17 protein-coding genes are annotated in these 20,085 nt (G+C 40.6%); 9 read left to right on the top strand and 8 right to left on the bottom strand.

Features of this window, described 5'->3' with window-relative positions:
* Nucleotides 1–91: 91 nt before the first annotated feature.
* The 4 genes from ACJAZP_RS04050 to ACJAZP_RS04035 all read right to left on the bottom strand — a co-directional run bounded on the left by ACJAZP_RS04050 (nt 92) and on the right by ACJAZP_RS04035 (nt 3,702).
* Complete coding sequence (locus tag ACJAZP_RS04050) at nt 92–1,525, bottom strand: diguanylate cyclase (RefSeq protein ID WP_415229450.1); 1,434 nt, start codon at nt 1,523–1,525, stop codon at nt 92–94.
* Nucleotides 1,526–1,744: 219 nt separating this feature from the next.
* Nucleotides 1,745–2,200 carry an NfeD family protein gene (locus ACJAZP_RS04045; protein WP_415229449.1) on the bottom strand — a complete coding sequence of 152 codons (456 nt, stop codon included), beginning with the start codon at nt 2,198–2,200 and terminating at the stop codon, nt 1,745–1,747.
* Between the two features lie 2 nt (nt 2,201–2,202).
* Nucleotides 2,203–3,138 (bottom strand): SPFH domain-containing protein, encoded by a 936-nt coding sequence (locus ACJAZP_RS04040; RefSeq protein WP_415229448.1) that lies wholly within the window; start codon nt 3,136–3,138, stop codon nt 2,203–2,205.
* A gap of 81 nt (nt 3,139–3,219) precedes the next feature.
* Nucleotides 3,220–3,702 (bottom strand): VF530 family DNA-binding protein, encoded by a 483-nt coding sequence (locus tag ACJAZP_RS04035; protein WP_415229447.1) that lies wholly within the window; start codon nt 3,700–3,702, stop codon nt 3,220–3,222.
* Between the two features lie 461 nt (nt 3,703–4,163).
* Here ACJAZP_RS04035 and ACJAZP_RS04030 point away from each other — a divergent pair, with 461 nt between their 5' ends.
* Entirely contained in the window at nt 4,164–5,582 is a 1,419-nt protein-coding gene (locus ACJAZP_RS04030) for an alanine/glycine:cation symporter family protein (RefSeq protein ID WP_415229446.1), read from the top strand.
* Nucleotides 5,583–5,766: 184 nt separating this feature from the next.
* Here the strand turns inward: ACJAZP_RS04030 and ACJAZP_RS04025 are convergent, their stop codons facing one another.
* The 3 genes from ACJAZP_RS04025 to ACJAZP_RS04015 all read right to left on the bottom strand — a co-directional run bounded on the left by ACJAZP_RS04025 (nt 5,767) and on the right by ACJAZP_RS04015 (nt 9,154).
* Entirely contained in the window at nt 5,767–7,095 is a 1,329-nt protein-coding gene (locus ACJAZP_RS04025) for an anaerobic C4-dicarboxylate transporter (protein ID WP_415229445.1), read from the bottom strand.
* A gap of 448 nt (nt 7,096–7,543) precedes the next feature.
* The gene (locus ACJAZP_RS04020; protein WP_415229444.1) at nt 7,544–8,215 is read right to left on the bottom strand and encodes a DUF3047 domain-containing protein; all 672 of its coding nucleotides are present in this window, start codon (nt 8,213–8,215) and stop codon (nt 7,544–7,546) included.
* Between the two features lie 210 nt (nt 8,216–8,425).
* Nucleotides 8,426–9,154, bottom strand: a complete 729-nt coding sequence (locus ACJAZP_RS04015; protein WP_415229443.1) for a DNA replication terminus site-binding protein — start codon at nt 9,152–9,154, stop codon at nt 8,426–8,428.
* A 139-nt stretch (nt 9,155–9,293) separates the two neighbouring features.
* Here ACJAZP_RS04015 and ACJAZP_RS04010 point away from each other — a divergent pair, with 139 nt between their 5' ends.
* On the top strand, nt 9,294–12,233 hold the full coding sequence (locus ACJAZP_RS04010; protein ID WP_415229442.1) for a DUF748 domain-containing protein: 2,940 nt from the start codon (nt 9,294–9,296) through the stop codon (nt 12,231–12,233).
* Nucleotides 12,234–12,351: 118 nt separating this feature from the next.
* Nucleotides 12,352–13,158, top strand: a complete 807-nt coding sequence (locus ACJAZP_RS04005) for a Cof-type HAD-IIB family hydrolase (RefSeq protein ID WP_415229441.1) — start codon at nt 12,352–12,354, stop codon at nt 13,156–13,158.
* Nucleotides 13,159–13,307: 149 nt separating this feature from the next.
* Here ACJAZP_RS04005 and ACJAZP_RS04000 read toward each other — a convergent pair whose 3' ends face one another.
* Nucleotides 13,308–13,472 carry a hypothetical protein gene (locus ACJAZP_RS04000; protein ID WP_415229440.1) on the bottom strand — a complete coding sequence of 55 codons (165 nt, stop codon included), beginning with the start codon at nt 13,470–13,472 and terminating at the stop codon, nt 13,308–13,310.
* Between the two features lie 365 nt (nt 13,473–13,837).
* Between ACJAZP_RS04000 and ACJAZP_RS03995 the strand changes: the two genes are divergently transcribed.
* The 6 genes from ACJAZP_RS03995 (at nt 13,838) to prpC (ending at nt 20,078) form a co-directional block, all read left to right on the top strand.
* Nucleotides 13,838–14,815 (top strand): tripartite tricarboxylate transporter substrate binding protein, encoded by a 978-nt coding sequence (locus ACJAZP_RS03995; protein ID WP_415229439.1) that lies wholly within the window; start codon nt 13,838–13,840, stop codon nt 14,813–14,815.
* A gap of 121 nt (nt 14,816–14,936) precedes the next feature.
* On the top strand, nt 14,937–15,416 hold the full coding sequence (locus ACJAZP_RS03990; RefSeq protein WP_415229438.1) for a tripartite tricarboxylate transporter TctB family protein: 480 nt from the start codon (nt 14,937–14,939) through the stop codon (nt 15,414–15,416).
* Nucleotides 15,417–15,426: 10 nt separating this feature from the next.
* Nucleotides 15,427–16,956 (top strand): tripartite tricarboxylate transporter permease, encoded by a 1,530-nt coding sequence (locus tag ACJAZP_RS03985; protein ID WP_415229437.1) that lies wholly within the window; start codon nt 15,427–15,429, stop codon nt 16,954–16,956.
* A gap of 234 nt (nt 16,957–17,190) precedes the next feature.
* The gene (locus ACJAZP_RS03980) at nt 17,191–17,871 is read left to right on the top strand and encodes a GntR family transcriptional regulator (protein WP_415229436.1); all 681 of its coding nucleotides are present in this window, start codon (nt 17,191–17,193) and stop codon (nt 17,869–17,871) included.
* 133 nt (nt 17,872–18,004) lie between these two features.
* Nucleotides 18,005–18,883 (top strand): methylisocitrate lyase, encoded by an 879-nt coding sequence (prpB, locus tag ACJAZP_RS03975; protein WP_415229435.1) that lies wholly within the window; start codon nt 18,005–18,007, stop codon nt 18,881–18,883.
* 52 nt (nt 18,884–18,935) lie between these two features.
* Entirely contained in the window at nt 18,936–20,078 is a 1,143-nt protein-coding gene (prpC, locus tag ACJAZP_RS03970) for a 2-methylcitrate synthase (protein ID WP_415229434.1), read from the top strand.
* The last annotated feature ends 7 nt before the right edge of the window (nt 20,079–20,085 follow it).

Raw genomic sequence — 20,085 nt, 5'->3', positions numbered from 1 at the left:
TCATTCCATCAATGATGATTTCAATTCAAAGATTATTGCAATTTATTCTTATTTGCTATTTTAAGTCAATAGATCAGAAATGATCTCTTTGTCAAATGCAAACAACTTGATTTTTCCCATTATCTTTTGCTTTATAGAGTGCTTGATCGACCCTATTTAATAATGAATCCACCGAGTCATGAGTATTGACAGTTGTAATACCAAAACTGGCCGTTACTTGTGCATTGGTTAATTGAGATAAAACTTCATCTTTTTCAATACGAACTCTGATTTTGTCAGCAATGAACTTTGCATCTTCCAATTCGGTCTCAATAAAAGCCACAATAAACTCTTCTCCCCCCCAGCGGCCCATGATATCCGTCTGACGAAGATTCTCCTTTAAAATATCGGCAATACGTTGCAGCACTTTATCCCCAATTTGATGCCCAAAGGTATCATTGATGTTTTTAAAATCATCTAAATCAAAAAATGTCAGCGATAAATGGCTATGGCGGCGTTTGCACAGTAATAAAAAGTGCTCCAGCTCTTCATTAAATGCGCGGCGATTTTTTAAATGGGTCAAGTCGTCATATTTAGCAAGATAGTCGATCTCTTTATAATACTTGTTGACACTTTTTAATATTAAAAAGGCTATCAGGAGCGTTCCAAAGAGTGAACATATCAAGTTGAAATAGAATGTTTTTTTCACATTCTGCAAAAATTCTGAAAGTTTTGCTTCTACCACTAAATAAAGATCCAGCTCGGGAATATACTTTGTATTTATTAAATACTCTTGGTTATCCTTTGTATATTCAAGCAGCTTAGACTCTTTACTGATAATTAAATCTTTCATGTCGTTCAGTTCTTTAACGTCTTTAATATTCCTTAGCGGGTTAACGCCATGCTCATAGAGGACAACCTCACCGGATTTATTTAAAAAATAAACATTAAAATGATATTTTTGTCTAAAGTAATTGAGCATCTCGTTTACATAGGAAATTTTTAAACCGATACCTGTAGCGCCAATCATATGATACTGCTGATCATAAATTTTGTGGTTAATAAACATAATCATGGAATCATCAATATGATCATTAAAATCGAGGTTAATCTCATGCTTATTAGGGCTTTGTATAAAGTTAAAATACCAGGCATTATTTGGATTATCCTGCGCAACCTGCTCTAATAAACCGTTGGCGGTATAATAGTTTTTGGTCTTTTCAGAGACCAGAAAGGTGATCAGCATATTGTGTTTATTTTTAATCATTTCAAGGTATGTTGAAATTTTATCAACATCGCCTTCATGATTAATTAACCAGTCTTTAAGAAAGGTGTCATTGGCCATCATGGACGAGACAAGATTCGGTTCGATAATTTGTTTTTGAATTTTTGTATAGATGTTATCAACGGTTAACGGCAAAGAACTTTCTCTGAGTTGCACGCCTGTTGAATTTAGAGAGATAGCATAATTCACCGTGGAGATAATCAGTGAAAGTGTCACTAATAAAAAAGTGACTAGGATTACAATGTGATATCTAGATTTCATGTATAGACCTGTTTAATAACCCATAAATATAAGATAACAACATTTTTTTGTTTTATTGATTGGGGTTTAATTGTTAATTGTTAATTGTTAATTGTTAATTGTTGCAGGATAATCATTGATTTTAAAAAATGCAATGAGATTGCAGTCATATTTTCAAATAAAAGAAAAAGCTCAAATGACTGTACTATCAGGTCCAGTCTGTTGAGCTTTTTTGGTCTCTTAGTCAGCCTTAGCAACGGTCAATAAACCGACTTCTATCTCGATTATCTGGACTTCAGTTCCGGCAGACAGTGGCTCTTGTGCTGTGACCTGCCAATTAATGCCGGAATAGCGGTGAGTGACCGTTTTTCCGGTTAACAGGTCTTCGGTTAACACGAATCGATGTCCGATCATGTCGTTATCTACCGGTTTTGATTCAACTTTATTCTGCATATTTTTCATTGGTTTCCAACTGATTAAAGCTGCGGCAGCAGAGATGATCGCGGTTATCAATAATGCGTTAAGAAAAGTTTGCGGAACAATCCCAAGCGCCATTAAGATACCGGTCGCTATGGCACCGATCCCAATAAAAAACAAAACAAAGGTTGAAAAACCCAATACCAAGACTTCAATCGCTAATAAAATAAGTCCCAATACGATAAAACTTTGTGCTAAATGCGCTAAAAAATATTCCATAATTAGCCTTTATTTAAGGTATTAATAATGGTCATTGCCTGTGCGACAATAGAGGCCGCATCATTGCCACTATCGGGTAACAACACCACTGACGATTCTCGAGCAATAGCGGCTTTAGCTTCAATTGCTTTAGTCGCCAAATCAAGTTGAATCGCTTTTTGTCCCTGCTCGGTATTGGCGGCTTCACCAACCTTGTATAACGCCTCGGCCTGCGCCTCGGCGACTGCAATAATAGCATTGGCTTCACCCTGAGCGCGCAGAATCTGCTCTTCTTTTTGAGCTTCCGCCTGTAGTACTATCGATTGTTTCTGACCTTCAGCCACGTTAATCGCAGCCTGTCTATCACCTTCCGATTCTAATATTTGAGCCCGTTTTACACGCTCAGCTTTCATTTGCGCTTCCATCGCTTCCATAATGGTTTGCGGCGGCACAATGTCTTTTATTTCGTAGCGTAAAACTTGAATACCCCATGGACCGGCAGCTTCATTGATTGCCGCAACAATATTAGTATTGAGTACATCACGCTCTTCAAATGTTTTATCGAGCTCCATTTTACCCAATTCTGAACGCATGGTTGTTTGGGATAATTGTGTTACCGCAAAAACATAATCATCAACGCCGTAACTGGCCTTGTAGGGGTCCAATACTCTAAAATAAAGAATGCCATCCACGCTTAAGGAAATATTGTCTTTGGTGATCGCACTTTGACTTGGTACGTCGACCGCCTGCTCCTTAAGCGAACGGTCTGATGCAATACGATCAATAAAAGGAACAATAAAATTTAAACCGGCTTCTCGCGTCGATTGGTATTTACCAAAACGCTCGATCAGGTAAGCCCTGTTTTGTGGTACAAAAATGATTGATGATTTTAAGATAACGATGACTAAGATTAAGATTAAAACTTCAATTCTAAATAAATATTGAAATAAAATGTCCATATAATGTCCTTTAATAAAAAATGAGCTTGGCTTAAGAATAACCTGTTGTTCTATAACTGCAAAATTCTTTATTGGATAGTGCTATTTTATAACCTTATTGTTCGACTTTGCGCAAGAATTCCAAGGATTACTCGGATCATAGGGCGGCTCTGAAGTGCGGTTTTTTGATTCTTTGTTGCTTTTTGCTGCGCCACCAACGGTTTTGTAGATTCGTAATTTTGATGCTTTATCTATCTGTATTATCGATTCTTCTGTTATATCGACCGGTTCACCGGTTTTTTGATCCACAGGAATCTGGCGGTCACGGGGAGGAACCGCTAATTGTTTGTTATCCGGGTAAGGCAAATTTTTATACTGATAGAGATAAAAGTTTTCCACCTTTTCTCTCGCCCACTGATTATTGCGCAAAAATTTTGCGGTCGATTTCATGCCGGTATGATATTGAAAACGATCAATATTTAATCCCTCACTTAATAACTCCCAACCATAGTGCTGAGAAATTTCAGTGAGTAACACTTCCAATTTCAGACCGTATAAGGGATTGTTTGGTTTTTTATCGGTCATTTAGATTCCTTGATATGACGAAAACGGGTTATCTGGCTGATAACTTATTTGATGCGTTTGCTATTAATTACCTATTATGTCGTTAATCTAACTAATAACCTAATTGAAACGTTCAACTAGGTTGCTTGTTACGCGGACTCGAGTGAAAAATAGCCGTATTGCCTTTTATAACAGCGTTTTAAAAACCTATTTTGGCAATAAATCCAATATTTAAAGCACTTAAAATAGATGATCAGGCTGACCTTTTTAATGCGGAGATGGCTTTAAGTGTGTAATTATAATTAATTGATTAATATCAATATAGCTGCACCTTGATAGTCAATATTGGCTATCAAGTCGAACACCCTGTATACTCCGGCGCTTGATTGATTCATGGCCATTTCGGTGCTTCAATGTGACATTTTTTGTTGCTGTACTGATAATGTTTGATGAAACAGAAAATAAAAATATAAGGAGATAAAGTGCAATTAATAGAATCGATTTTTGGGGTCATTGGCGATCTCACGTGGGGATGGTCACTCATCCCATTTTTAGTTATTTTAGGTCTATTTTTTACCGTAGTAACAGGATTTGTTCAATTTACCTTTTTCGGACGCATGTTCCGTATCCTGCTAAACAAAGACGAAATGTCAGATAAAAACGCAATTTCCGGCCGTGAAGCGTTGTTATTATCAATCGGCGGACGTGTCGGTGGTGGTAATATCGCCGGTGTTGCTGTCGCAATTACCCTGGGTGGACCAGGGGCTGTTTTTTGGATGTGGGCTATCGCCTTAGTCGGAATGGCAACCAGTCTTGTTGAATGTTCTCTTGCGCAACTTTATAAACGTAAAGAAGATGGTGGTTTTCGTGGCGGTCCTGCACGTACCATTATTTACGGTTTAGGTGAAAACTACCGCTGGTTGGCTTATCTTTATGCGGTTTGTTTGATTGCTTCATTTGCTATCGGCTTTAACGCCTTTCAGGGAAACACAGTTGCTGGTGCAGCGCAGGACAGTTTCGGTATCGACCGTCTTTGGACAGGTCTCGGACTGGCTGTGATGACCGGCTTTATTGTTTACGGCGGTATTAAACGTATTGCTAAAACGGCTGATATTATTGTTCCGGTTATGGCCATCAGTTACGTGGCGATGGCACTGCTTGTTATCCTTCTTAACATCACCGAGATCCCTGCTATTCTTCACTCTATCGTATCCAACGCATTCGGATTAGAAGAAGCTGTCGGCGGCGGAATGGGTGCTGCAATGGCTCAAGGCCTGCGTCGTGGTCTTTTCTCTAACGAAGCCGGTTTGGGATCTGCTCCTAACGTTGCGGCAACCGCTGATGTTAAGCACCCTATTAGTCAGGGTATCACTCAGTCACTATCGGTGTTTATCGATACTATGCTGATCTGCAGCTGTACTGCTTTTATTATCCTGCTTGGCGATGTATATGCTCCGGGTGCTACAAATATAGACGGTGTCGTACTGACCCAACAGTCACTGGTATCTCACCTGGGCGATTGGGCACAATATTACCTGACTGTTGCGATCCTGCTGTTCTCAATCAGCTCTATTATCTATAACTATTATTTAGGTGAAAACGCATTAAGCTTTATGTCCAAGAATAAAATTTCAGTCCATATCCTGCGTATTGCGGTTATTTTAGTGGTCTTCCTCGGCGCTGTTGCCCCGGGCGCAACGGCGGTATTTTTCTTCTCGGATCCGATGATGGGTATTTTGGCCGTGGTTAACTTATTGGCCTTAATGATGTTGTTCCCTACACTGATGCGTATTTTGAAAGACTACAAAGATCAACTGAAAAATGGCGTTGAACATCCGGTATTTGATGCATTAAAATTCCCGGATCTAAGTATCGACTTTAAAGCGTGGCCCAAAAAATAGTTATTATTTTACCATCCTTTATTAAACACAGTGCGTATCCTGCGCACTGTGTTTTTTTTTACTTCAAAAACCAACCGCCCTATTTTTCTTTTTACTAATAACCTTCTATTTTAATAACGACTTATAAAAAAGGGAGCAGATTTAGTTTAAATCTACTCCCTATAATAGAAACTATTCCGCATCTTTAGGCAATAAATATCTGTCCAAGCACATAACCCATAGCGCATGAACTTACCACAGAAATCAAACCAACGGCCATAAATGAATGATTAAAATACCATTTACCTATTTTAGTTGTTTCTGAGGTATCGAAGTTGACGGTTGCAATGTCCGAAGGGTAATTGGGAATAAAAAAGTATCCATAAAGCGCCGGCAGAAGACCAATCAGTAATGCGGGTGACAGACCGAGGCTTAATCCAACCGGCAGCATCATGCGCGCGGTGGCAGCTTGGGAATTAACCACTACTGAGACAACAAATAAGGCAAGTGCAAAGGTCCATGGATACATAGTCACCATGCCGATAATACCGGATTTAAATTGCGGCATGGCAAACTGAAAATAGGTATCAGACATCCAGGCGATACCAAAAATAGCAATAGCGGCAACCATTCCGGATTTAAAGACCACTCCATTAGGGACATTCCCTGCGGGTGTTTTCGTGACTAATAAAATCACTCCACCAAAGGCCAACATCATCATTTGAATAATAACGGCCATACCAATAGGTTTACTGCCTGGCTCAATGGTTCGTATCTCCGGCACCATGGCAATAATAACAATTAAAATAATAGCGGTTAAGAAAACCAGAACCGCATTACGTGCGGCAACGGGTAATTTTTCATTCAATGTGGTTGCAGTGGTATTTAATATCTTTTCTTTAAAAACAGGATCTTTTAAGCGTGCCTGATATACTTTATCGTCCTTTAATTCTTTGCCGCGTTTGAGGCTGTACAATGACATTAACAGTGTGCCGAAAAGAGTTGAGGGAATAGTCACCATTAAAATAGAGAGCAGTGTAATATCTGTTTGAACACCAGATAACTCTACCAAGTAATAGACGACGGCTGCCGAAATGGGTGAAGCTGTAATCGCCACCTGCGATGCAACCGACGCTGCGGCCATTGGTCTTTCTGGTCTAATACCGTTTTTTAACGCAACATCGCCAATAATTGGCATTATTGAATAAACAGCATGTCCTGTGCCTAATAATAAAGTCATTGTATAAGTGACAAAGGGAGCGATTAAGGTCACTCGTTTAGGATTTTTGCGTAAAATTCGTTCCGCAAACTGCAGCATATATTTTAAACCGCCTGCCGCTTCAAGAATAGAAGCACAGGTCACCACCGCCAGAATAATTAACATCACAGTAATAGGCGGAGATGTTGGTGGCATTTTGAAAATAAATACTTCAATGGTCAGGCCGATCCCCGAGATAACCCCTAATCCGATCCCGCCAAAACGTGAACCGGTATAGAGCATTAATAACAGAAATATAAACTGCAGATATAACATAGGTTGTCCTTAACTTAAATATTCGAATGTTCCTTATTATGTCTATTTTAAAAAAGGCAATAACTGCGTTCAGTAATGTTTATATTAGATAAAATAAGTAATATCTGTTTATTGGAACAAGGTCGCATTATTCCTTCAATATGTTGATTTTATAGAGGTGTTTTGTAAGAAAAGGAAAGGGTTATGTTGCTTTTCTGGGAATGTTTTGTTAAAAAAAGGAACTGTTGCAGTGGCTTAATAAAAAAATCAAAATGGAATTTACATCTTAGATTCAAATAATAAGCCACTGCAACGGAGATAAAAATTTGTCACCGCGTTCTGCTCAGATCAAATTATAAAAGATAAAACTGAAATGTCTTCTGCATTACTCTTAAAAAGAAGAGTGTCTATGCCGCAATTTTAGGCTTCATGATTAATAAAAAAAAGTCTTACGTATATTTATAAAATGTTACGGAATTTTTGAAAAATAAATATCACCGTAATAAGTCGTTGCCTGCTGACCTGCATTATCACTGTCGGTCATCAGCGCAACACCATCTATATAACGCACCTCTTTACCAAGGAATTTTTTTAAATCTTCACGAACATTACGGCTGTAGTGTATCCATTTTCCTAAATTTTTTTCTCCGGATTCAACCGCAAGCATGGTTGCATTGGCCGTAAAAGGATTCGGCCATGCCTGGCCTTGGCTAAAAGAAGATGACCAAACATAGTTTAGCGCACGGGTTTTCCAAAAGAATAATCCGCCATCAAGAAGCAAATAGATACGGGCAACAAAATCATCGCCGGATTTTTTACTTTCATCGAGGTTAGAATATAATTTATCGGTTCGCCAGGACCAGTGCAGATAGGGTGTTTTTTGCAGATCAATGCGTTTTTCTAGAAATAAACCTGAGGCGGCGTTATTACTGTTTGCCTCAAGTACCCTGTTTTGGTCAGATCCGCTGTCACTAACAATTTTGTACTCGGTTTTACTCGAAAATTCTTTAACGTCCCAGTTATTAAGTTTACCTTCCGAAAAACGGCCGATGGGTAAATCTTGGTTTTCAGCGGCCACCAGAGAGCTGCTGATGGTTAAAAAGATCAGCGCCAGGGTTGTTGCTACGATTTTTTTGTACATGGTTTACCCTTTTAATCATTTTAGAATTGAGTTAACTATTTAAACGATAATTACTTATTCGTTTGACGTAGACATTTTCATCTAGACGTTGCCGACAACATAAATTTTAAATCTTGTAGGTTGGGTCTGTTTGTTGTTTTAACGGAATAATTAATAACCATCGGTTTTATTTACTTCTTCGTTGTTTTAAAAGCAATCAATTATTTTTGTTTATTCTTTATAACTGTATCTTATCGCCTCTTTCTTGCCATTTTTGTTTAAGGCTAATAACTGGCTGTTCTCGGCTAAAAAAAGAGGTAATGAATTATGCTTTTTACGTACGATAGCTTTATCCTGATCATTTTTATTACGCAGAGTTGCTTTTGCCTTTGGAAAAAAAACCGAACTGTGCTTATTATGCTTCTCCAGTCCAAAATAGATAGAGTCCACAGGCTCTGTGATTTGCACTAAATGCCGGTACAATTCATTGGTCACAAAATGCGTGAAACCGCAGACGGTATGTACAAAATAAAAACGTTTATCAGCCTGCTTTCTGGCATCATTGTCTTTAATAGAAGTAATTATTTTTTTGCATCTGTCCTTGGCGCTGTTGATACGAGTGATATGCAACGCCAGAACATCAACAGGCAAAGCCGTTTGAATAAACCCGGCTAATTTTTTAGTATCCTGCTCAGAGCCCTTCTGCAGTTCAAAACTTTTAATAAATTGTAACGTTTCTTGAATTGCGTTCGCAGCAAAAAAACTATCTACGATAAATTCTATCTGATCATCTGCACGGTCAATAAGCGAAAAAACCACGGACTGTCGCTGTTTACAGCTCTCCTGTAAGAGAATAACCGCGGAGAAGTCAGCTAACGCCTGTCGAACTTCAGCCACAGTGTTGAGCAAATCTTCTTTTAGTTGCTCACTATTGTTAGTGAGATAATATTCATTAGTCATAACCTGCCCTTATATATATACGATAATACTTAACTATTGTAGGTTGGGTCTGTTTGCTTGTCTACGAAACTCTGGATATATGCCTAATTCTAATGGATAATATTAGATCTTCGTTTAGCAAAAACTTTATAGGCCTAATGTGAAATACTTGCAAAAAATGTTCAGCCGTCATTTTTATCGTTCCTCCCTTTTCTGGTGCGTGTTACTGATCACCGGTTATACTCTGGGCGGTTTTATACTATTGCCTAAAGTCATTAACAGCCAGCTGGTTAAACAGGTTAAGCTTAATTTAGGCTGGCAAACCGAGATAGGAAAAGTCGCCTTTAACCCTTACACATTTACGTTGGTGATTGATAATGTAGCCATAAAAAATGAACAGGGTGAGAATGTTATCTCCTTTCAGCAGTACATAACCGATTTCGAACTGCGCTCGGTGATGGAAGGTGCATTTACATTTGCAAACGTGGCACTGCAGGCCCCTTCTATCAATTTAGTTATTGATAAAAATGGTTTATCAAACTTCCAGCAGGCATTACAAACTCAAGCGGCGAAGCTTCCTGATACCAATTCCATTGAGAAGACTGACAGCACCTTAGTGAAACTGTTGTTTGATAACATTACCGTTGATGCAGGCATAATCAATATTGTTGACCATAGTCAGCTTGATACTATTAAATATACAGTTGATCCGCTTAAATTTAACCTGAAAAATTTCTCTACTTATGCTAATGCTAAAGAGAGTGGTGATTATCAACTGAACATCGATTTAGGTAACGGTCAAACAATTGCATGGACAGGTACGCTCGGCATAGCACCGTTTCGCTCTACGGGTGTTATCAGTATTGTTGGTCTTGAAACGAATAAACTATGGCAATATGCGGCACAGGAAGCACCCTATAATTTACTTCATGGCACGGTCAAAGTAGATGCCAACTATCATTTTGGAATGAACAACGACACCCCTGAATTTGATCTCTTTGACAGCAGCATCGAGTTGCAGGGTTTACAAATCGCCCTCAAACAGAAGCCGGAAAGTTTTATTGATATAAAGACTGCTTCCATAGGTCCCGTGGCATTTAATTTAACCAAGCAGACATTACAAATCGATAAGTTAGAAATCGACGCTGTAGATTTCCAGATAGAGCGTAATAAACAGGGAGAACTTACTTTTCTGGCGCCCTTTGCGCAACATGCTGATCCCGTCGAAATAGAATCAGGCAGCAGCGAAAGTGTTGCGGATAATCAATTTACATGGTCAATTGGGCTTATAAAAGTCAACAACAGTGAGGTTAATATTATTGATAAAGTGCCCAGTGTCGCAGCACAAATTGCACTTCATAAGATTAACCTGCAACTATCTGACTTGAATCAAGATATGACCCATGCCTTGCCTTTCCTTGTTTCCTATCATGTTGACGACTCCGGTGAAAACAATATTCAAGGCCAGGTAACGCCAACTCCCCTTAATTTAAATGCCACGCTTGATTTAAAAGACCTCGCTTTAAATGCGCTTCAGCCTTACATCAGTGATCTTGCCAGAGTCAAACTTGAGCAGGGAAAACTGTCCGTTGCCGGGGCTGTCTCATTAGCACTTGATGCGCAGGGAGAACTGCACGGTGATTTTGAGGGAGATATCCATGTTGTGGATTTTAATACTGAGGATAAAATACTTAAACAACGGTTGGTTGGCTGGGAAGCGTTAAGTATCGATCCCATCAAAGTCAACTTTAACCCCTTGTCTATTGCTATAGATAAAATAGAGTTGCTAAAGCCCTATAGCCGCATGGTGATAACCAAAGAACGCAGTGTTAACTTTGCTCAGCTGCTAGTCGAGCCTAAAGATCCGCAGCAAGCAGTTTCCGAACAAGATAAATCAGGTGACAATCAGGATGAAAAACCATTAACGTTAACCATTGCTGAAATAACCTTAACCGATGGTGATGCCAATTTTGCAGATCTCTCCCTGATACCCGCGTTTGCCACCAGCATTCAAAATATTAATGGTAAAATCAGTGGATTATCGGCAAATAATCTTGCGCGAGCGGATGTTAATATTACCGGTACTGTCGATGAATATGGCAAAATGTTAGTAAAAGGGAAAATTAACCCTTTAGGTGGTGACCTTTATACTGATATCAATGTCAAATTTGACAAGATTGAACTGGCTACCCTGACCCCTTATTCTGGCCGCTATGCAGGCTATGTCATTGATAAGGGCAAAATGAGTCTGGATCTTAATTATAAGATTGCGCAACGACAGTTGATTGGGTCAAATCGCCTCATTTTGGATCAGTTTGAACTGGGCACAAGCGTAGACAGTCCGGAAGCTTTAAACCTTCCCATAAAACTGGCAATTGCCCTGTTTAAAGACCGTAATGGCATAATAGATATCAGTCTTCCGACACAGGGTGATTTGGACTCTCCCGATTTTGATATTGGTGGTTTAGTACTCAAGGCTTTCTTAAATGTGATGACTAAAGCGGTCACTTCTCCTTTTTCCATGATAGCTAACTTAGCAGGAACGACTGATCAACATCTTAATTCCGTTGCCTTTGACTTTGGCAGTAACAGTTTAACCACCACACAACAAGATGCGCTCACAGCACTTGCCGACATATTGATAAATCGTCCGCGGCTTATTTTAGAAATACATGCCGCGGTAGACAAAGAAAAGGATGGTTTTGCCCTACAAGAGCAACAGTTAGCGGAACAATTAACATTAACGGACCAAAACCAGAAAGACCGAATCGAATCAATGGAGGAGTTACTGAGCAGCCTGGGCGAAGATGATACAGTAGATAAAATAAAAGCACAGTGGCTTGAGCAGCAGGTTAACTCAACGCCAGAAATAGCCTTAAACGGATATGAAAAAAATCTTTATAAGGCACTGGTGGAAAGCCAGCCACTTTCAAGCTTAGATTTAACCAAACTAGCCAAACAACGTATCAGCATTATTCAGGAGCAGTTAATCAAAAACAATAATGTACCGGAAAATCAAGTTTTTGTGGTTCGTCCGTCCTTTGGTGAGCATGCTCAGGAAGATAAGGTATTAACGGTCTTTTCCTTAAACACCCACTAATAAAAAACCCTATGATGCGCGTCAGGGTCAAAGCTGATGCGCAGATTTATTGTATAATCGTTTTTTGCAGGCATCTCTGCAACCGTTATTTTTTCTTAGATAGTTTGGAACCTTGTAAATGTATAAACTTGTTGTATTAGATATGGATGGCACCCTGTTAAACAGCCAAAAAGAGATAACCGAAAGAGTACGGACAGCCATTAATGCAGCTAAAGCTATCGGCGTTAAAGTGGTACTTGCATCAGGCCGCCCTATTGATGGAATGTTACCTACATTAGAAACCCTTGGTTTAACCACCCTTGATGATTATGTACTGACATACAACGCATCATTAACATTGAATGTTGCCTCTAAAGAAGTTATTCGCAGTGAATTTTTAACCGGACAGGATGCGCGGGACATATACCATTTAGCGGTTGAATTAGGCGTCAATATGCACGCTTACTCCACTAAATTGGGTTTAATTACCCCTAAAATCAGTCAATATACTGAGCACGAAGCAAGCATCAATCAAATTGACATTAATATCTGCGATTTCACCACACTTGATCCCGCAGAGGAAATGCTTAAAATCATGATGATTGATAACGCGGAATTACTGACGGCGGCAATCAATCGCTTACCGGATTCTTTTCAAGAAAAATACAGCATGGCACAAAGCGCGCCTTTCTTTTATGAATTTATGAGTAAAAAAAGCGGCAAAGCAAATGGTGTTGCAGCCCTTGCGACTTACCTTGGGCTTAGCCATGAAGAGGTTATTTGTGTGGGTGATGCGGGTAATGATCTGGAGATGATTGCATACGCCGGTTTAGGGGTTGCAATGGAAAATGCCACCGAAGATGTAAAAGCCGTTGCCGATTACATCACCTTGAGTAACGATCAAGACGGCGTTGCCCATGTATTTGAAAAGTTTGTATTAGCCTAGACTGCCATTAGATGTCCCAAGTTTAAAATGATTTTTGATTCAAACTTGGGATTTTTCAGCTAAAATCCACGCGAATTCCTTTTTGCACCCCCAATTATAAAAACAGCACAGATTCTCTTTTTACTTATCTCAAGCAGCTACTCTTAAAATTACGAATTTGCAGCGGGCAGATTCGCTTTAGTTAAGAAATTATCAGCTGAAAGTAAACCCGCATGAGGGCCGCCATGAAATCCGCCAAGAGGACCTGCACAACCTGAAATAGCCAGCGTTGTAACCACAACCATGCTTGCCATTAACAATTTTAAATATTTCATAATTAACTCCAATAAAAAACACTGATTATCCTAATCTTTAACTATGCAAATAATGTGCAGAAAATAAGGAAATAATATGCTTAGATGAATGACACATATTCCCCTTAAACAGCGTGAACATTATGAACAAAATAGATTTAAAATATTCAATTCCCATTATTTGCTATTACTAGTCACTGCCCTTCGCTGATACTATTCTCTGTGCAACCTCAATCCTTTAAGCACTTAAATTTGATTAGGTTATTTATTTTTATATTCAGGCCTGGCTGATGCTCGATTTCAGCGCTTAACATTTAGCGCTGAACATAGCCCGGATATAAACCCTTCAGTCATTACGACCTAAGAAAAAATAAGGAATGTTTATTATGCTCAAGAATATTAAAAAACGTCTTTCCTGTTCAATCATAGCGGCAAGTATTGCCACGCTATCAAGTGCGGCACTGGCCGCTGACCTAGCTGAAATACACTTTATCATCCCAGGTGGAGCAGGCGGTGGTTGGGATATGACCGCACGTGGGATCGGTGATGTTTTAATGAAAGAAGACTTAGTTGACCAGGTTTCCTTCCAGAACCTTTCCGGCGGCGGTGGTGGCAAGGCGATTGCACATATGATCGAAACGGCAGATCGTCAGGAAGATACTCTGATGGTCAACTCAACGCCTATCGTTATCCGTTCTCTTTCGGGCATTTTTCCAAATTCTTTCCGTGATTTAACGCCTGTCGCCTCAACGATAGCCGATTATGGCGCGATTGTTGTTGCTGCGGATTCAAAATATACGGACTGGAAACAAGTTGTTGCCGATTTTAAAAAAGATCCTAAAGCCGTTAAAATTGCCGGAGGATCTGCACGCGGCAGTATGGATCATTTAGTGGCCGCCGCCGTCTTTAAAGGGGAAGGTTTTGATCCCCGTGAAGTACGTTATATTGCCTATGATGCCGGTGGTAAAGCAATGGCAGGACTACTTTCCGGAGAAACACCGCTTTTATCAACGGGTCTAGGTGAAGTATTAGAAATGTCTAAAAGTGGTCTGGTTCGTATTCTTGCCATCACCGCACCGGAACGTCTGGCGGCTGCACCAAATATTCCCACTTTAACCGAAATGGGTAACGATACTGTCTTTGCTAACTGGCGTGGTTTCTTTGCAGCACCGGGTGCAAGCAAAGAAAAAATAGCGCAATGGGATAAAGCCTTCACCGCCATGTATAAAACCGATCAGTGGATTACGGTTCGCGACCGAAATGGCTGGATTGATAATTATAAAGCCGGTGATGACTTCTATCGTTTTTTAGAAGCACAGGAAAAACAGATGGGCGATCTAATGCGCGAGCTAGGTTTCCTATAATAGTCTGAGCAACTGTTATCCAGCAAGGTATTCAATTATAAATACCTTGCTGGATAATCTAATTAAACACATTCCCTTTAGGCGATGTTCTCTTCTTATCCTGCGGACGCTGGAGTATCTCATGCAGTTAAATTCGACCTCTTTATTATGTCGTGATCGTGTTGGTGGATTAATATTTTTAATTTTTTGCTTAACCTACGGTTACCAGACAACCCTAATTCCGCTTTATCCCGGTGATGAATATGCCCCCTTTACAGCCCGCACATTGCCATGGATGTTAACTGGTGCCGGTATTTTATCCTCACTGTTATTAATTGTGATGGCTCAACCCGATGAAAAAAGTGGTGCGGTGTTGGGTTTCGATTGGAAGTTATTGATAACGTTTATCCTGCTAATGACGGCATACGGTTTTGGTTTAACCTGGGTAGGTTTTGTGCTGGCAACCAGCTTATTTTTAATAGCCGGTTTTTGGGTTTTAGGGGAACGCAGAAAATCAGTTTTATTTGGTGCTTCATTTCCGTTCGTTACTGCTTTTTGGCTGTTGTTAACCAAAGGTCTCGATATATACCTTGAACCGGGTTACCTGTTCTTAAGTCTTTAGGAGATATTTTATGTTAGATGGAATTTTAGCTGGCTTATATACAGTGATGTTGCCAACCAACCTGATGATGGTGGTCATCGGCTGTTTTGTCGGTACCTTTATCGGTATGTTACCCGGACTGGGTCCTATTTCAGCGATTGCCCTGATGATCCCCATTACCTATGGTTTAGAGCCTTCATCGGGCATGATCTTAATGGCAGGTGTCTATTATGGCGCGGTCTTTGGTGGTTCAACCTCTTCAATATTAATTAACGCCCCGGGATGCTCCTCCACCGTGGTAACCGCCTTTGATGGTTACCCTATGGCCCAAAAAGGTCAAGCCGGCAAGGCATTAGCGCTTGCGGCATACGCTTCATTTACCGGCGGAACTTTATCAGCCATTATGCTGTTAATCGCAGCCCCCGCGTTAGCTCAGGTTTCACTGAGTTTTCAGTCGACGGATTATTTTGCCTTAATGCTGGTCGGATTATCAGCGGTCGCGGCTTTTGCCGGTAAGGGACAGGTCCTTAAAGCCTGGATGATGACTATTTTAGGGTTAATATTAGCCACAGTCGGCATTGATAAAGGGATAGGCGTGCCGCGTTTTACCTTTGGTTTAACTGACTTAATGGATGGCTTTAGCTTTTTATTACTGGCGATGGCAACCTTTGCCCTGGGTGAAACCCTGATGGGTATTTTAAAACCCGATGATAATTCAGCTGATGAGCAAAACTCAATTACAGACCTTGGCAGCATGAAAATAACTAAAGAAGAATTCAAAGAATTAGCCCCGGTTTCTATCCGCTCTTCTATTCTTGGCTTTTTTGTTGGCGTACTTCCCGGTGCTGGCGCAACCATAGCTGCATTTTTAAGTTACGGTTTGGAAAGAAATATTGCGCCCAAGGATAAACGTGAAGAGTTCGGTAAAGGCAGCATGCGCGGTTTAGTCGCACCGGAATCTGCAAATAATGCGGCATCAAGCGGATCCTTTGTGCCGCTGTTAACGCTCGGTATTCCAGGATCTGGCACCACCGCTATTATGTTAGGCGCACTGATTTCCTACGGCGTACAACCCGGTCCAAGACTTTACATCGACAATCCTGAAATTTTTTGGTCCGTAATCATCTCCATGTATGTCGGTAATATTGTCTTGATGGTGTTAAATTTACCTTTGATTCCATATATATCGAGATTGCTTGCCGTACCAAGAACAGTATTGTTACCGATGATCATCTTCTTTTCGATAACAGGCGTATACCTGGTTTCTTTTAATACCATGGACGTCTTTATTATGATTGCAGTTGCAATAGTCGCCATATTTTTGCGTCTGGCCAATTTTCCTCTAGCACCTTTATTATTAGGGTTTATTTTAGGTGGATTAATGGAAGAAAATCTGCGTCGCTCCCTGATGCTCAGTGATGGTTCATTAAGTTTTTTATGGGAACGCCCTATTACCTTTAGTTTCTCGCTGATTGCAGTATTAGTGATAATCACGCCAATCCTGTTAACAGCCTTTAACAAATACCGTAATCGCCCGTTAAAAATGCAGGAGAGTAACTAGGGCAGAGTTTATTAAATTTTTCTTAAGCGCGTTAATTTAGTTAACGCATCTGCATAAGATATCGGCCATAAAAAAACAGCGCGCTCGCGCTGTTTTTTTATCTGTAAAATTTGTGATCGCGGTGGGAAATTTAAGATCAAATCAATAAAAAATACAATATTGTCTACAATCAAATTGATAAAGCGCAGCTTATAGACAACAATAGATCAATAAACCCACTAATTGTAGACAAAAATGAATCAGAGCACCGAAATTAAAGAACCAACCAAATCAGAAAACTTAACTGAGCAGCTCATTGAAGCTATCGTACGTGGCGAATATACCCCCGGATGCAAAATTTCAGAAACGGAAATAGCCCGTTTTTTTAATGTCAGCCGCGGTCCGCTTCGTGAAGCATTAATGCGCATTGAAGCGCTTAATTTAATTGAACGAGTTCCCCACGTGGGTGCCAGGGTTGTGACCTTGAGTCCTGAAAAATTAATTGAAATTTATGCAGTAAGAGAAGCGCTGGAAGGAATGGCTGCAAACCTTGCCTGCAAACATATTACCGATCAGGAAATTGCAGCTTTAGAAAAGTTATTAGCGCAGCATAAAGAGCACATAGAGCAAGTGGACGGGGCTTATTATTTCCACCAGCAGGGGGATTTTGATTTTCATTATCAAATTATTATCGCCAGCCGCAACAGCAAACTGATTAGCTTATTATGCGACGAGTTATATCACCTGCTGCGCATGTACCGCTACCAGTCACCCACTACTCAGTCACGACCGACACGCGCCCTCAACGAACATTTTCAGATACTCAACGCAATCAAAGAGCGCGATGCCGAGCTCGCAGAAATGCTGATGCGCCGGCATATCAAACGCAGCCGGGAATTAATCGAAAACCAACTATCAGAAGAAAAGGAAAAATAAGATGACACCAGGTAAAAAATTCAGACAAGCAATTCTCGATAATCATCCGCTGCTGAAATGTTAATGCGCTGGCATAGCAAACGCAGCCGGGAATTAATCGAAAACCAACTATCAGAAGAAAAGGAAAAATAAGATGACACCAGGTAAAAAATTCAGACAAGCAATTGTCAATAACCATCCATTGCAGATAGTTGGCACCATCAACCCTTACTGCGCCATGATGGCAGAGCAACTTGGTCATCAGGCTATTTATCTGTCCGGTGGCGGTGTTGCTAATGCTTCCTATGGTTTGCCTGATTTGGGCATGACCTCATTAAATGATGTCATTGCCGATGTTCAGCGTATTACAGCCGCATCGGCTTTGCCTTTATTAGTAGATATTGATACCGGATGGGGAGGCGCTTTTAATATTGCTAAAACCATTCGTGATATGGAAAAAGCCGGCGCTGCGGCGGTACACATTGAAGATCAGGTGTCGCAAAAACGTTGTGGTCACCGTCCTAATAAAGAGATTGTTTCCATACAGGAAATGGCAGATCGCATCAAGGCTGCGGTAGATGCACGAACAGACAGCGACTTTTTTATCATGGCGCGCACCGATGCCTTCGCTCAGGAAGGTCTGGACTCGGCCATTAGACGTGCAAAAGCTTACGTTGCAGCCGGCGCCGATGGCATTTTTGCTGAAGCTATCAAAACTGAAGCGCACTATCGGGCATTCTCGAAAGCTTTAGACGTTCCTCTTCTTGCCAATATTACTGAATTTGGTGAAACCGAATTATGGAATAAGAAACAACTCGGAGAATGGGGCTGCGCCATGGTGCTCTACCCGCTTTCCGCTTTTAGAGCCATGAATAAAGCGGCTGAATCCGTTTATAAAACCATACTGGTCGATGGTGACCAAAAAGCAGTGCTGGATACAATGCAGACACGTATGGCGTTATACGACTACCTCGGCTACCACGATTACGAGCAAAAACTTGACGAATTATTTGCCGATCAAAAATCAAAATAAACGAAATAAAGTGAACGACACTGTTAACTTAAATAATTATAAGGAAAGTATGATGAGTGATAAAAAAACTGGTGGTGCTGGTCTTCGTGGACAAAGTGCCGGTGAAACAAAATTATGTACCGTTGGACAAACAGGCAGTGGTTTAACCTATTGTGGTTATGATGTCGCAGATCTTGCAGAAAACGTTACTTTTGAAGAAGTTGCCTATCTGTTATTTAATGGCGACTTGCCGACTCAGCAGCAGCTCGACAGTTATAAAAAAGAATTGGTTACAATGCGTGATTTACCACAATCCTTAAAGGAAGTGTTAAAGCTTATTCCCGCCACTTCGCACCCCATGGATGTGATGAGAACGGGTTGCTCCTTTTTAGGCAACCTTGAGTCTGAAAGCGATTTTTCACAGCAAATGCGTGTTTCAAATCGATTGCTGGCAGCCTTTCCTGCGATCATGTGTTACTGGTACAGATATTCTCACCACGGTATTGAAATCGATTGCCAGACCGATCAGCCATCACTCGGCGGACATCTCCTTAAATTATTAAATGGTAAAACAGCCTCACCGCAACATCAGCGGGTCATGGATGTGTCGTTAATTTTATATGCAGAGCATGAGTTTAATGCATCAACCTTTGCTGCGCGTGTTTGTGCCTCAACGTTATCGGATATGTTTTCCTGCATCACAGGTGCGATTGGTACGCTGCGTGGTCCATTGCATGGCGGTGCAAATGAAGCGGCCATGGAGATGATTGAAAAATTTACCTCTCCGGAAGATGCTAAAGCAAAAATGTTATTAATGTTGGAACGCAAAGAAAAAATCATGGGCTTTGGTCATGCCATCTACAAAACCGAGGATCCGCGTAACGTTATTATTAAAGGCTGGTCAGAAAAACTGGCAAAAGAAAATGGTGACACGGCTTTATATGATATCTCCGTTGCCTGTGAAGAATTGATGAGTATCCAAAAACAATTATTTTGTAATGCCGATTTCTTCCACGCGTCTACGTATAATTACATGGGTATTCCGACCAAACTGTTCACCCCTATTTTCGTCTGTTCGCGCTTAACCGGCTGGGCAGCACATGTGATGGAACAGCGTGCCAACAACCGTATTATTCGCCCTAGCGCTGATTATACCGGCAGCGGGCCGCGTAAAGTAATCTCTATCAGTGAACGCGATGAATCGTTAGCAATGTAGGAATAAA

Source organism: Psychromonas sp. (genome assembly GCF_047632955.1).
In the GTDB taxonomy this organism is placed as follows: Bacteria; Pseudomonadota; Gammaproteobacteria; order Enterobacterales; family Psychromonadaceae; genus Psychromonas.
This window is presented reverse-complemented; position numbering and strand designations above follow the sequence as displayed.